This is a genomic window from Bacillus sp. FSL K6-2944 (genome assembly GCF_038005385.1).
Classification (GTDB): Bacteria; Bacillota; Bacilli; order Bacillales; family Bacillaceae_G; genus Bacillus_A; species Bacillus_A cereus.
In genome coordinates this window covers 47,568-61,140 of the sequence record NZ_JBBOTE010000008.1, presented here as the reverse complement: position 1 = coordinate 61,140, position 13,573 = coordinate 47,568, and the positions used below count along the sequence as shown (strand labels likewise).

Genomic DNA, 13,573 nt, shown 5'->3' with positions numbered 1-13,573 from the left:
TATTATGTTTAGTTATTTTGCCATCCAATTTAAATAAATTATGTTTGATTTTTAGTTAGTAGCTCCTGAATTTGAAATGACTAATTAAACATAATTGATGTTATGTTTAGTTTTTCTAACTCAATTGTTATTAACCGACCAAAAACTCCTAAATCATGGAATGTTTGTGACGGATTAGAACAGGAACCGTCTCACTACCCCAAATAGATATGAAAAGATAAAGAAATGAATTTGATGGAGGAGACGTATAAAAAATCATATAAAGGAGAAAAAAGAAGATGAAAAATGTCTTTTACACGGGGCCAAATGAATTAGAACGTGTTGCAGAAGTATTAAGGGTATTAGCACACCCTGTCCGTCTCCAAATGGTACATCAATTAATAAAGAAAACGTCATTAAATGTTTCTGAATTACAACGGTATCTCGCCATGCCACAATCCACTGTTTCGCAACATCTTGGCAAGTTAAAATCACATAAAGTCGTAGCATACGAGCGAAAAGGATTAGAAGTATTTTATCGAGTGGACGATGAAAAAGTGAAACAAACGCTGAAGATACTGATAGGCTAAACAGATAGATTCATTTATATGCCTAGTCATGTACGGATGAAAATAATGACCGAGGAGGGGATTCTTCTATGAGTGGGAATTCACATTACAATTATATAACAATAAAAGAACTTATCTTTATCCATGCCTATGTAACAGGAGAAGAAATCCCATCTTCACAAGCATTACAAATACTCAAACAGTTTGCTTCTGAAATTCCAGGTACCATCAGACAAACTCGACGGTATCGTATATGGGAAAACGGAGAAGAATTGTTCGGATACTATAGACAGAAGCAGCCCAAATTATTTGATAAACAAAAATTATACACGTATGAAGAGTTGAAACACCGAGCGGTGTACTATTGTTCTTCTCATTTGACGGTTCATCTCTAATCCGTATATTTTGTTTTATTAGTTTTAGAACCCGAGAAATCGTTCATTTTTTTTGCGGAAAGTGAGAAAAACGGACGCTCAGATTCCTTTCTAATGAAAGAAAAAGACAAAGTGAACATATTTACATGTAAAAAGACAAAACCCCTGCACAAGAACTGATAAGGTGGTTAAAAAGATTACAGGTTAAATCTGCGATAGGAAAGGGAAAGACATAAAAAGATAGGTGCATGTTTAAGCTACAAAATATAATTTCACGTACCATGATGTTAAATAAAAAATAAATACCCAAAAAAAAACTCAATAAGGGTTGCTTCTTTTCTTTCTTCTCCGATACAATAGATATAGGTAATTCTTTGCCTATTCCCCCCGAAAAAGGAGAATAGCAAAAAAGTCAAATAGAATACGAAACAGAAAGGTGACTCTAACCATGGATCAACCTTTAGTCAATTTGCGAGTCGATTTTGCTTTCAAGCAATTATTTGGCTCAAGAGGAAATGAACAAATTTTAATACAATTTTTGAACGTGATTTTAGCGTCTTCGCTATCTTCACCAATTCAAACACTGAAAATAGAAGACCCACATTTACACCGTGAATATGAAAAGGACAAATTGTCTATTCTAGATGTATTAGCCACTTTAAACGATAATACCCAAATTTCTATTGAAATACAGCTCAATGACCAACATGATTTTTTAAAACGAAGTTTGTATTATTGGAGTCGCTTATATGCTTCTCAAATGCAAAAAGGTGGATCTTACGATGCACTCAGAAAAACCATCACCATTAATATTTTAAACTTTCCTGTTTTCTCAGAATACGAAACATTTCATACAACAGGAAAACTGTGGGATATTGAGTTACAAAAGTTACTCGTAGACGATTTAGAGTTACACGTAATTGAAATTCCAAAATTAATGGCACAATGGAAAGAAGAACAAGTAAATCCGTGGGAAGACTCTTTTGTGAGATGGTTGCTGTTACTATCCGCAAATGAAGATACACAATTAACGCATACACTGGAGGAAATCGCCATGAACCGAGATCCGATTTTAAAAGATGCGATGCAAAAGTGGGAAAAGATGAGTCAAGACCCTGCATTCCGTATGTCATATGAGGCGAGACAAAAGGCTCTTATTGATGAGGCTTCTAAGTATAAGTATGCCGAAAAGAAAGGCATGGAAAAGGGACGAGAAGAAGGGCTTCAAGAGGGTATGGAAAAAGGAAAAGAAGTAGGCATTCAAGAAGGGAAAATTCAATTGATTCAAGGCATGCATAAAAACGGCATGGATATCGAAGATATTGCGAAGTTTACGAATATGGATATGTCAGAAATACGCCATATTTTAGACAACTAAAGTGTACGGTACACTTTAGTTGTTCCACTGAAGCTTCTAAACCTAAAGAACTAATACTTAAAAGTAAATTGAATATTCAGAAATATACAGACCGAATGAACCTTTTTATGCTACACTTAGCGCATCCGATACTGTACTACCTTTTGCTCCCTGATTTGTATAACAAGTTAGGGAGCTTTTCGTATGTTTCACGTTTCATGTTCTACGACTATTCTTTCTACAGTGTAAAAGGTTCCACCGTTACATTTCTAAAGATAAACTTATACTATTTTAGTATGCCATAGAAATTGATTCTTTTCAAACTATTTTCCATGTGAATGCTGATTTGCATATTCTACATAACGCTTTACTGATAAATGAGAAAGGAATCCTGTTCTTTTTATGATTTCCTCTGTAGACATATTTCTTTCTAAACAACTTAGAATAAAGGTATTCCGTAAATGCTGTGCGGAAATTCCTTTTCTCAGTTTCGCTCTGGCTACTTCTAATCGAATCATTTTTTGTACAGCAATGGCTGTTAGTGCTTTCGGAGCATCATTGTCATACACCCAGCGAAATGTGCCTCGTTTAAAATCAAATGCGACCAATAAAGGATCCGTACTATGATATCTAGGACGAACTGGTTCAGGTATCGTTTTATAGTACGTAAATAAACGTATTTTATCCTCTTCCCTTAACATGATCCTTCTCTCTGTCCCTTTGTTATGTAAAACAGTAATCATATTCCTTCCAAAGTGCACCTGTTGCATCTGTAACGACACAAGTTCTTGTAGTGTAAGCCCATAGTCCAAAAGAAGTGATAGGATGGATACATTTCGATCTATGAGAAGCGGTCGAACGGAAAGTTGTTCTTCTGACAATCCTTCAGGTGAAGAAAGAATGTTTTTCAGCTTTTTCTCTTCTTCCTTCGTAATAAAGACCTCTTTGCGTAGGGCCCGATTCGGTGGAGTAATTCCCTGCATTTCTACAATAGGACTTGGAATATCCAAGAACTGATACAATTTCTTTAACACGACTGCAATTCGATGAATGGTTTTCTCTCCATACTTTCGTTTATATATGAGTTCCTGAAAATAGGCTTCAAAATCCTCTTTATCTATCTTGTTCCATACGTTCTTTTCTTGAAAACGGTTCGATGTTTGCAGCCATCTTCCAAAGTCTTCAATATCATAGACATATCGTTTAATTGTGGATGCTTTTCTTCCACGACTAGCTAAAAGGCCTAGTCACAGGTGAAGTAGGGAGCCAGACGCCGATGGCGCACCAACTCCCCCTTCCCGAACCGTACGTGCCACTTTCATGGCATACGGCTCTCCAAGAACCTAACAAATCTATCGGGGATCATAAGCTAAATTGCTTAACTTAACTCCATCATATTCACCGCGATGGATTTTCTTATGACATTCTTTACAAACTGGGATTTGCTTTCGATTTATTTCACTTAGTACATCATTGAAGCTATTTCTTGTTTTCTTATCTTTGCGTATGTGGCGTATGTGATGCATTTCAATATCTTGTTTAGCATTACAAATGGCGCAAGGGTTTCCTAATTTAGAACGTACCCTCATATTTCCCATTACTTTCAGTAATTCCGGTTTGATATCTTTGGTTTGGAAAGCAGATGGTTGCCTGGTCCAGTCATGATTGTTATAAAATGAAACTACATAGGTTTTTCCGTTTATACTTTTTGTTCTAAACGTGATATCCTTACCAAACTTTTTAAAAACTTTAGAAACAGAAATACGATATTTTTTAGCCAGTGTTTTTGCAAGTGAAAATTTTAGTATATATTGAATCCGACCAATCTTTGCGAAATTGTCTACAAACCGATAGTAGTTCTGAATGCCTCGATTAATACTATTGAATCGACTGATAATTTGATCTGTATCTAAAGTAGTCCAACCGTCTTTGCATGATGGTACTCCGTTAGGAGTACAAAATCCTTTTAAGCATAGTTTTTGTACCAATTTCGTAATAGGCGCTTTCATAGTAGGAGTTGTTTTCCCTGCTCTTGATTTATAGTGACGTTTAGCCTTTTGTGTTGTAGTTGTTACAAATATATGCCCGCCACTCCTCCCATTTGAGAGATCAGTACCTAAAAAATGAGCTTGTCCTGATTGAGCGTGTGTGATGCTGGTCTTTTCCTCACTCAATGTGAGCTTAAGTTTTTCTTGCAGGAAAAACTTAAATTCTTCTTTAACTTGCTTGGCTAATTCTAAAGATCCGCATACTCCTAAAATCCAATCGTCTGCGTAGCGAATATACCTGAGTCTGATAAACTCTGGATCATTTGTAATACCCCAAGACATATTCCGCATTTGCTTAGTTAATTCTTTAATAGTAGGGGTTATTTTTCCACTGTTTTTCTTTAAATAATAGCCTCTTTTTGAGGCGATTCTTCCATATTCAGGATTCCGTCGTTTGGCTTTTCCTTTGTTAAATTTATTTTTTAATTCTTCTGCTTTGTTATCCAATTCATGGAGATAAACATTTGCCAATATAGGACTAACTAGACCGCCTTGAGGAGTTCCAATAAGACTATTAGCAAATGTACCGAATTCCATATATCCTGCGCTAAGAAGTTTCCAAGTCAGGCGAATGAATTTCTCATCCTGTATTTTCTTCTTAAGGATATTGATTAGAATGTGATGGTCAATATGATCGAAACACCCTTTAATATCGCCTTCAATAATCCAATTAGTAGCTTGCCACTTTTGACGATATTCCTTTAAAGCTGTATGAGTTCCTTTGTTAGGTCTGAAGCCATGACTAGATTTATGAAAATACGCCCCTTTTGGGCTATCATATATGGAGTCTAGAATTATTCTCATGACTTCTTGTACTATCTTATCTCGAATAGTAGGAATCCCTAATTTTCGTTTACCACCATTAGCTTTGGGTATTTCCGTTCTACGAACGGGTGTTTTTGTTAACCTAAAACTGAGCCACAATCGCAGTTGAAATGTGAGCCGCTTTTATATCAGAATAATCCTAACTTCATAGAGTTAGGAGGATATAGAGGTGATCAGTTTGAAGAAGAAACAACAGATTTTAATTGATTTTCATCAAAATGGAAAAAGTCAACGTACCATCGCAAAAGAACTTGGTATGTCACGGAATACAGTCAAAAAATATATTGATCAAGATTTAGTAGCTCGAAAACAAGATACTCGTAAACTACCAATACCAACAAATTCTGTAATGCCTCCGGCATACAAAAAGCGAGTTAGTCCAAAGAAAGCACTCACCAACTCGGCTATGAGGCGGATTTGTGAAATGTTAAAACAAAATAAACAAAAACGTATTAGAAATATGCATAAACAACAATTGAAGATTGTGGATATTCATGAAAAATTATTAGATGAAGGATTTAAAATTAGTTATACAACTGTGCGTAATTTTATTAGTGCAGAGGAAAAGAGGCATAGAGAGGTATTTATACGTCAAAAGCCTACAGCTGGTCAAGAAATTGAGTTTGATTGGGGGGAAGTTAAACTTTTAATTCAGGACAAATATCGTAAATATTCATTAGCCCTATTTACTCTTCCCTATAGTAATCAGCGATTTGGTTATTTATATGAATCTGAAACCATGATATGTGTGCAAGATGTTCATGTGAAATGTATCGAATATTTACAATTTGTACCGGCTGTTTTTACATACGATAATATGCGAACGGTTGTAAAAACCTTTATTGGAACAGAGCGTGAAATAACTGATGGTATGAAGAATTTATCTTTACATTATCAATTTAAAATTCGTCTTTGTGAGCCACGTAAAGGGAATCAAAAAGGACATGTGGAACGGAGCGTAGAGTATGTACGTCGTAAAGCATTTTCACATTGTGATACGTTTAGCAGCCTTGAAGAAGCTCATCAGCATTTAGCAAAGACTCTCCAAAAATTAAATTCGCGAAATCATTATTTAAAACATAACACTCATCATGAATTAATGCAGGAAGAACGTCAATTTCGAGAAGGATCTTTATCAGTCGCGGCATTTGATGTATCGGAACTTCATGAATTCAGGGTAGATAAATACAGTACAATTACTTATCGACAAAACCATTATTCTGTGCCCGAAGGGCATGTTGGAGAATACGTAAAAATAAAGGCAAGCGCGGAGCAAATTCTTATTTTTATTAAAGGAGAATGCATTGCCAAACATAAACGTTGTTGGCAGAGCCATCAATGGATTATGGATATCTATCATTACTTACAAACATTTGAAAAGAAAAAAGGTGCTTTAGCTCAAAGTGAATGTTTACAGCAAGCACCAACAGAAATTAAAAGGATTTATCAAAATTATTATATCGGACATGAGCGCGATTTTCTAGCTTTACTCTTCTATGTAAAAGAAAATGGAAACCTAGAGAAAGTATTAAAGGCTGTTAACCAATTAAAGAAAAATCAACTAATTCAACTAACAACAGAAAAAATTATTTTTTTAGCAGAACAAGATAGTGTAACTGTTAAACCTGTTCAGAAATCTGATGAAGTAGCTTCACAATCTATTGAAAATTTATCAGTCATTACAGCATTGTTTAATTCTAAGAAAGTTGAGGTGCTTCATTAATGGAAAAACAATTAGAAATAATTGAAATGTGTAAAGAGTTGAAATTACCAAGTGTTCGCGAGTTAATAAAACAAAATGATATTTTCGAAAAATATCCATCACCTATAGAATTTTTGCATTTCGCATTATCACAGGAACAGCAAGATCGTTTAGTACGCGCAAAAGCAAATCGTATTCGATTAGCTAATTTTCCTGAGAAGAAGCTTTTGGAAGAACTAGATATGGATGCATTGCCGCCAAATGCGGCGATGCGTCTTTCTCACCTGAAAGAATTAAATTTTATAAAAGAAAAACAGAATATTTTATTCATCGGTTCTCCAGGTACAGGAAAGACCCATCTTGCGATAGGTTTAGGGATTGAGGCGTGTTTAGCTGGTTACAAAGTTTATTTTACTAGTGTATCTTCCTTAATTAATCAATTGAAGGAAAGTCGTTCTGAAAGAACGTTACGCTCATTCGGATTAAAATTTGAAAAGTATGATTTAGTTATTATTGATGAACTCGGCTATATTTCATTTGATAAAGAAGGCGCTGAATTATTGTTTACTCACCTTTCTTTACGTGCCGGACGAGCCGCAACAATTATTACCAGTAATTTATCATTCGATCGTTGGGAAGAGGTCTTTCATGACCCAGTTTTAACAGCTGCATTAACGGATCGGCTCACACATCGAGCGCACGTTATTAATATGATCGGGGGTTCTTATCGAATTTTGGAAACGAAAGAATGGATAGAAAAAAGTAATTACTAAGTGGCTCACTTTTCAATTAATAAATGGCTCATTTTTAGCTTGCGAAATACAGAAGTATTCGATACAAGTGCGCCAGGCAATGAAAATGATGTATTTAAGGGCTATCGTGGGTATTATTTGACAATGGGAGATGTTGAAATAGTAATACCTGAATTGCAGCCGTATGTGAGAGAGCTGAAATTCATTTTCTCTTTACTCCTGTCGTTGCTGTATAAGGAAACAACAAATGAGTTGTATCGTAACACGGGTACAAGATGTACGATAGAGGAGCATATCCGCTACTGTAAAAGAACATTAGAATCATGGCATGTCTATCTAGCTGAAGAATGAAGTGGAGCAACTGAATCCATACCGAGAAGGTTTTCCTTTCTTTTTTGGCAGAAGCTAGCTGGGGGTATGGGGGCGAGTCCCCCATGGTTTCCGTATCCATACAGAGAATAAGTGGAATCAATGGGCGATCGTACAGGCGGTTCGGCACGTACAATATGACGTGTAAGCTGAAGGACTAAAGATTTCCTTTTTTGTCGTCAGCTTAGCAACAATACGTTGACGTGCCGAAAAAAGTTGGGCAAGGATGAAGATAGCTGCGGAACAACGTGAAGTGGCCATCTTCAAAGGTGGAGATTTTCTGGAGAGAAACGGAAGAAAATACGACCTGTTCCTGGCGGAACTTTTAGCCTTTTGCGTATAGGTTCTTTTATTCCCTCTTTTACCACATATATGTAATCAGGAACGGTGATGGAATAAGCGGAAAGGCTTGCAATATATGTTATAATAATCATATCTATCTATTTGAGGAGAGTGGGGGAAGAACGGTGAAACATCATGTTATCGAGAATCATCAAATTCTCCAAACCAATAAGAAGTGGTCACATCTCACACAAAATCAGAAGAATTTGATAGCAGGATGGTTACGAGAAGAATACCGAAGTTTCATTATCTTGTATTTACGAAAACCGAAACGTTATGAAGAAGAATATATAGTAGATAGCGTGATGGAGCGGATACACGCACGTGGTATTTGGATACCATATGGAGAAGTAAAAGCGTACTTTGCCTGTAAAAAAGGCAAATGGTATCGGAAATTAGAAAATGAGTTTGAAGATAGAAGGAAAGAAGAAGAACAAAAAATGATGTTACAGAAGGAAGAAAGGGGAATCTTGTTTGTATAGTCGGAATATTCGTTTCTTTTTTTCTATGGGTAGTAAAAATGTGGTACGATAGAAGTGACATGATAGATGTATAGTATGATTCCAGTTCATTCCTATAGGAGTGAACTGGAATTCTTTTTCATTGGATCATTCCGGATTGGCAAATAGACAAGGAAAAGTGGAGAGGGGGAGAAAAATGGAAGTACAACGTGTACTGCAAGAAGAAATTCGGGAAAAAAAGCGAACTGCTTCGGGCGTTCATCATAAAACAGGAAAACGAGGATATGTCGGAAAGATGTTATTTCCGACTGACATGCTGAAAGGAAAAGAGAAACGAAGCTACCAAAAAGCATCGAAGGTGGAGATTTCAAATATGTATGAAACAATGATGAGCCGGACAGAATTTGAAACGTTGCCTGTAGAACAGCAAAAACAAATGTTACAGGGCTACCGGATGCATTTTCATATGAAGGATATCGTAAAGCACTGGAAAATGAGTACAACGAAGTTGTATAGCTTAATTAAGGAGCTAGAATTGCCCGCTCTTCCTAAGGAAAATGTAGTGGCAAAACGAAAAGAATCACGTCAGAAAAATCGAAAAAAAGGGAAACAAACAAAGCAAAAACAAAGGGAAGTATTGTCATCAGTAGAACAAATTTCTCTTTTTGATACAGATTCTGAAGTGGTGCACAGTATACCAGTAGCTGCACCAATACAAGGATATCGCACGACCTTATCAGGTGTATACAGTTCCGAAGAATTAATCAATCGTCTATTGAAAATGGGTGCTGTATTAGAAGGAGAAGAAACCATGTTTCGAGTACAATTAGTGATAGAAGAACAAGAAAGATAAAAATAAGGTTGGAATGTTATACATAGAAAATGGAGGAGGAAATGACAGTTGAAATCAACAGGAATTTTACGCAAAATAGACCATTTAGGAAGAATTGTCATACCGAGAGAAACAAGAAGAGTACTGGAAATAGCAGAAAAAGACTGGGTAGAAATATTTGTAGAGGGAGAAGAGATTATTCTGCAGAAATATAAGGGATATGACGTTTGTCCCATTACAGGAGAAGTATCCTCCCAGCATATGAAACTAGGAGATGGAAAGCTAGCGTTGAGTCCAGAAGGGGCGAAACAATTGAGGAAAGAATTAGAACAATATCTTGTAAGAGCCTGAGAAGAAGGGGGAAGGAAACATTGGAAAGAAAACCACACGTACCTCAAAAGGAAAGAACAAAAGATATGCTATCCTTTCAGGAACAAGTACTACAAGAAGCAGTGCAAAGAAAAAAGAACATGACAATGATTTTAGTTAATGGATTTCATATCAAAGGAACAATAAAAGGATATGATGTATATTCGATTTTGGTAGAAGTGGACGGGAAACAACAGCTTGTGTATAAACATGCCATTTCAACAATCCGATTATAAAAGAAACGAAGTAGGGGAGGGTATTATATGGAATTTATTGTTATCATACTATTTGTTGTAATTGGAACAATCTTAACAGCTGTCCCATTAAACAAAAAGAAAGTAAACTTGACGAAACAAAATAACACACATAATTCATCACTATTATTTTCCTGTTCGGGTTCAAATCATGATAGCGTGTATGATGGTAGTTCATATGATTGCGGTGGGTCTTTTGGTGGAGATAGTGGAGGTAGCTGCGGTGGTGGTGATTAAAGAAATAAGAAAGAATGAGGCGAAAGAAGATGACAAATGTTTTTTATATGGAGCTCAATGATCTTCACTATGAACTCGAACGAAGTGCGGAAATACTGAGAGTATTAGCACATCCTGTCCGTCTACAAATTGTACATCAATTATTAGGGAAAAAGACTTTAAATGTTACCCAATTACAACAGATTTTAACATTACCGCAATCTACGGTTTCACAACATCTTCATAAAATGAGAAATCATAAAGTGTTATCACATGAACGCAAAGGAACAGAAGTATTTTATCGAGTGGACGATAAACAAGTGAAACAAACGGTTCACATACTGATGGGATAAACAGATAGCTTTTTGTATCTGCCTAGTCATGTACAGATACAAAAATAGAACGAGGAGGGGATTCTTTTATGGATGTGAATTCATATTACACGTATATAACAATAAAAGAAATCATTTTTATCCATGCCTATGTGACAGGGAAAGAAATTCCCTCTTCACAAGCATTACAAATTCTAGGACAATTTGATCCGGAAGAAATCCCAGGCACAATTAGAGAAACACGTCGGTATCGTATACGGAATAATGGAGAAGAATTGTTCCAATACTATAGACAGAAACATCCGAAATTATTTGAGAAACAAAGATTATGCACGTACGAAGAGTTGAAGCAACGAGCGGTGTCTTACTGTTCGGCCCATTTGACGATTCACATGTAATTCAGGATGTACAGGATCATGTTCTGTTCACTTGAATATCGTCAAATAAATGGAAATTAAATCCAATTTATGAGCCGAGGGTGATAAAAACGAATGATCAGATCCCTCTATAACGAAAGAGAATAAAGTACCGAATACATTTAGGTCTCGGAAGATAAAAAGCGTCTACATGAGTAGATAAGGGGATGAAAAGATGGATAGTAAATATTCCGGGTAGAAAGGGATATAAATTAGTGAGAATAAGTGCATATACAAGCCGCTTATAAAATTTCACGTACCATAATAAAAAAATAAAACACACCAAAAGAAACAACAAAGGTTGCTTCTTCTCTCCTTCCTCCGCTACAATAGATATATACTTTCTTTGCCCATTCCCCCGAAAAAGGGGAATAACAAAGAAGACAGAATATGAAATAAGAAAGGTGACTCTCTTTATGAATCAACCTTTAGTCAATTTACGAGTCGATTTTGCGTTCAAGCAATTATTTGGTGTACAAGGCCAAGAAGAATTACTGATTTCTTTCTTAAATGCAATCTTGCATGAGTCATTATCTACACCGATTGTATCCTTAAAAATTGAAGACCCACACCTCCATAAAGAATACGAAGAAGATAAATTATCTATACTAGATATATTAGCTACACTTCAAGATGGGACGAAGGTAAATGTAGAAATACAGTTACGAAATACACAAGAAATAGTAAAACGTTCCCTGTATTATTGGAGTAAATTGTATACATCTCAATTAGAGCAAGGGATGCCTTATCGTTCTTTACGGAAAACAATTGCGATTAATCTATTAGATTTTGATCTCTTTCCTCAATATGATGACATGCATACAGTTGGACAATTTTGGAGTCAACAACACAAGGAAGTGTTACTCGAAGATTTGGAAATCCATTTCATTGAAATTCCGAAATTGCTACAGCAATGGAGAGAAGAAAAAATTAATCCGTGGGAAAATGAATTTGCTCGTTGGTTACTTTTACTACCAGCGCATGAAGATGAACATTTAACCCACACGTTGGAGGATATAGCCATGAAACAAGATCCAATGTTACAGAAGGCAATCCACAAATGGGGAAATATGAGTCAGAGTAGCTCTTTCCGTCTCGCATATGAAGCACGTGAAAAAGTGTTATTTGATGAACAAGCGAAATTAGCACATGCTCGTGAGGTTGGTATAGAAGAAGGTATGGAAAAAGGGAAAAAAGTTGGGAAAGAAGAAGGGATTCAAGAAGGAATAGAAAAAGGCATGGAAAAAGGAAAATTAGCCGAAAGAGAGCAATTAATCCGTGGCATGCATAAAAACGGTATGGATATCGAAGATATTGCAAAATTTACGAATATGGACCTGTCGGATGTACGCCATATTTTGGAACAATAACAGAGAGACATCTTAATCGGTGGGATGTCTCTCTGTTATTGTATGATTATTCAGAATATTTACGATTCATTTCTCCCTTATCAAACAATTGATTATACTGTTCCTGTATACTTTGGAGTTGTAAATGTAGTCCTTTTGCCAGTGGTGTCATTTTGAGGTCTTGTTGTAAAATGAGCAATAACTGAGGTACTTTTATAAGCATCTCGTGAATCTCATATGATTCTTCTATCAAACCATCTATAGAAACCTGCTGAAGAATCGATTCAATTCTGCTCATTTCCCAATCAATTTCTTGTAACAATTGTGTAGAATTACCAGACCATGACTTGTCCATGTATAATCCCTCTCCTGTCTTCGATATCTATTTGCATCCAATTTACTGATAGTTTTCATGTTACTATGGAAAAATAGAAAAGGAAATCTGGAAATTCAAACGACACACTTCTTCTGTTACATTCTTTTCAATTGTTTTTATAATTGAAATTTATATATGTAGTACTATTCCTGTAAGTTTAGTGATATATGGTATAAGCATTCCGAATTTCTATTAAAATATCAGCAATTCGTTTGCCATTTTTCAAAATCACGTGATTTGTTGTATACCCGTCTATACATTGTCTTAATTCTTGATTTAATATGACTTCTATTTCACCGTTTTCTCGCATGTTACTCGTTAATAAGGTCGGCTCTTTATTTAACAAGCAATACAATTGTAAGGTTTCAGCCAATACTGTCACTAATGGTCTCAATAGAATATTATGGTGTGGAAGCATATCAGCAGCAATTTGTTTATTTAAAACGAATTGAATGCCATTTTCTTTTACATCAAATCGATATAAGAAAATCATTTACACATAGCACACCCTTTTCATATGATGTGTGAAGATATAAGAGAGAATAAGAATTGTATAACTGTTGTATCATCCGCTTATTCCCTCAACTGAATAAAAGAATGGTCTATATTCATTATATATCAGGAGAAGTCACTATTCAATTTGTTATTTCA

At 35.6% G+C, this 13,573-nt stretch carries 17 protein-coding genes and 1 pseudogene; 14 read left to right on the top strand and 4 right to left on the bottom strand.

Annotated elements, in window-relative coordinates; translation table 11 throughout:
* Positions 1–278 precede the first annotated feature (278 nt).
* The 3 genes from MHH55_RS34500 to MHH55_RS34490 all read left to right on the top strand — a co-directional run bounded on the left by MHH55_RS34500 (position 279) and on the right by MHH55_RS34490 (position 2,300).
* Entirely contained in the window at positions 279–569 is a 291-nt protein-coding gene (locus tag MHH55_RS34500) for an ArsR/SmtB family transcription factor (protein WP_078187856.1), read from the top strand.
* A 68-nt stretch (positions 570–637) separates the two neighbouring features.
* Positions 638–943: a hypothetical protein gene (locus MHH55_RS34495; RefSeq protein WP_098258809.1), complete on the top strand. Its 306-nt coding sequence runs from the start codon at positions 638–640 to the stop codon at positions 941–943.
* 427 nt (positions 944–1,370) lie between these two features.
* Positions 1,371–2,300 (top strand): Rpn family recombination-promoting nuclease/putative transposase, encoded by a 930-nt coding sequence (locus MHH55_RS34490; RefSeq protein WP_061656971.1) that lies wholly within the window; start codon positions 1,371–1,373, stop codon positions 2,298–2,300.
* Positions 2,301–2,602: 302 nt separating this feature from the next.
* On the opposite strand, the pseudogene MHH55_RS34485 reads toward MHH55_RS34490, so the two are convergent.
* Together MHH55_RS34485 and MHH55_RS34480 are read right to left on the bottom strand one after the other, a co-directional pair.
* Positions 2,603–3,517, bottom strand: a pseudogene (locus MHH55_RS34485) (tyrosine-type recombinase/integrase); the annotation flags it as partial.
* A gap of 114 nt (positions 3,518–3,631) precedes the next feature.
* Positions 3,632–5,251, bottom strand: a complete 1,620-nt coding sequence (locus tag MHH55_RS34480; RefSeq protein ID WP_340882580.1) for a group II intron reverse transcriptase/maturase — start codon at positions 5,249–5,251, stop codon at positions 3,632–3,634.
* A 70-nt stretch (positions 5,252–5,321) separates the two neighbouring features.
* Here MHH55_RS34480 and istA point away from each other — a divergent pair, with 70 nt between their 5' ends.
* The 11 genes from istA to MHH55_RS34425 all read left to right on the top strand — a co-directional run bounded on the left by istA (position 5,322) and on the right by MHH55_RS34425 (position 12,567).
* Positions 5,322–6,875, top strand: coding sequence for an IS21 family transposase (gene istA / locus MHH55_RS34475; protein WP_340882577.1), 1,554 nt, complete (start codon positions 5,322–5,324; stop codon positions 6,873–6,875).
* Positions 6,875–7,627, top strand: a complete 753-nt coding sequence (istB, locus tag MHH55_RS34470; RefSeq protein ID WP_340882574.1) for an IS21-like element helper ATPase IstB — start codon at positions 6,875–6,877, stop codon at positions 7,625–7,627. The genes istA and istB overlap by 1 nt, the downstream gene beginning before the upstream one ends.
* The gene (locus MHH55_RS34465) at positions 7,628–7,957 is read left to right on the top strand and encodes a hypothetical protein (RefSeq protein ID WP_340882572.1); all 330 of its coding nucleotides are present in this window, start codon (positions 7,628–7,630) and stop codon (positions 7,955–7,957) included.
* 485 nt (positions 7,958–8,442) lie between these two features.
* A complete protein-coding gene (locus MHH55_RS34460) occupies positions 8,443–8,799 on the top strand; it encodes a transposase (protein WP_340882570.1) in 357 nt (118 codons plus the stop codon).
* Positions 8,800–8,974: 175 nt separating this feature from the next.
* On the top strand, positions 8,975–9,631 hold the full coding sequence (locus tag MHH55_RS34455; protein WP_340882565.1) for a hypothetical protein: 657 nt from the start codon (positions 8,975–8,977) through the stop codon (positions 9,629–9,631).
* A 48-nt stretch (positions 9,632–9,679) separates the two neighbouring features.
* Positions 9,680–9,961: an AbrB/MazE/SpoVT family DNA-binding domain-containing protein gene (locus tag MHH55_RS34450; RefSeq protein ID WP_078186576.1), complete on the top strand. Its 282-nt coding sequence runs from the start codon at positions 9,680–9,682 to the stop codon at positions 9,959–9,961.
* A gap of 65 nt (positions 9,962–10,026) precedes the next feature.
* Positions 10,027–10,215, top strand: coding sequence for an RNA chaperone Hfq (gene hfq / locus MHH55_RS34445; RefSeq protein WP_078186614.1), 189 nt, complete (start codon positions 10,027–10,029; stop codon positions 10,213–10,215).
* 27 nt (positions 10,216–10,242) lie between these two features.
* Positions 10,243–10,470, top strand: a complete 228-nt coding sequence (locus MHH55_RS34440) for a hypothetical protein (RefSeq protein ID WP_340882562.1) — start codon at positions 10,243–10,245, stop codon at positions 10,468–10,470.
* A gap of 29 nt (positions 10,471–10,499) precedes the next feature.
* Positions 10,500–10,802, top strand: a complete 303-nt coding sequence (locus MHH55_RS34435; protein ID WP_078186574.1) for an ArsR/SmtB family transcription factor — start codon at positions 10,500–10,502, stop codon at positions 10,800–10,802.
* Positions 10,803–10,870: 68 nt separating this feature from the next.
* Positions 10,871–11,179, top strand: coding sequence for a hypothetical protein (locus MHH55_RS34430; RefSeq protein WP_061657746.1), 309 nt, complete (start codon positions 10,871–10,873; stop codon positions 11,177–11,179).
* A gap of 434 nt (positions 11,180–11,613) precedes the next feature.
* Complete coding sequence (locus tag MHH55_RS34425) at positions 11,614–12,567, top strand: Rpn family recombination-promoting nuclease/putative transposase (RefSeq protein ID WP_340882560.1); 954 nt, start codon at positions 11,614–11,616, stop codon at positions 12,565–12,567.
* Positions 12,568–12,613: 46 nt separating this feature from the next.
* On the opposite strand, the gene MHH55_RS34420 is transcribed toward MHH55_RS34425, so the two are convergent.
* Positions 12,614–12,901 carry a hypothetical protein gene (locus tag MHH55_RS34420; RefSeq protein WP_340882557.1) on the bottom strand — a complete coding sequence of 96 codons (288 nt, stop codon included), beginning with the start codon at positions 12,899–12,901 and terminating at the stop codon, positions 12,614–12,616.
* A gap of 178 nt (positions 12,902–13,079) precedes the next feature.
* Positions 13,080–13,415, bottom strand: a complete 336-nt coding sequence (locus MHH55_RS34415; RefSeq protein WP_340882554.1) for a hypothetical protein — start codon at positions 13,413–13,415, stop codon at positions 13,080–13,082.
* Between the last annotated feature and the right edge of the window lie 158 nt (positions 13,416–13,573).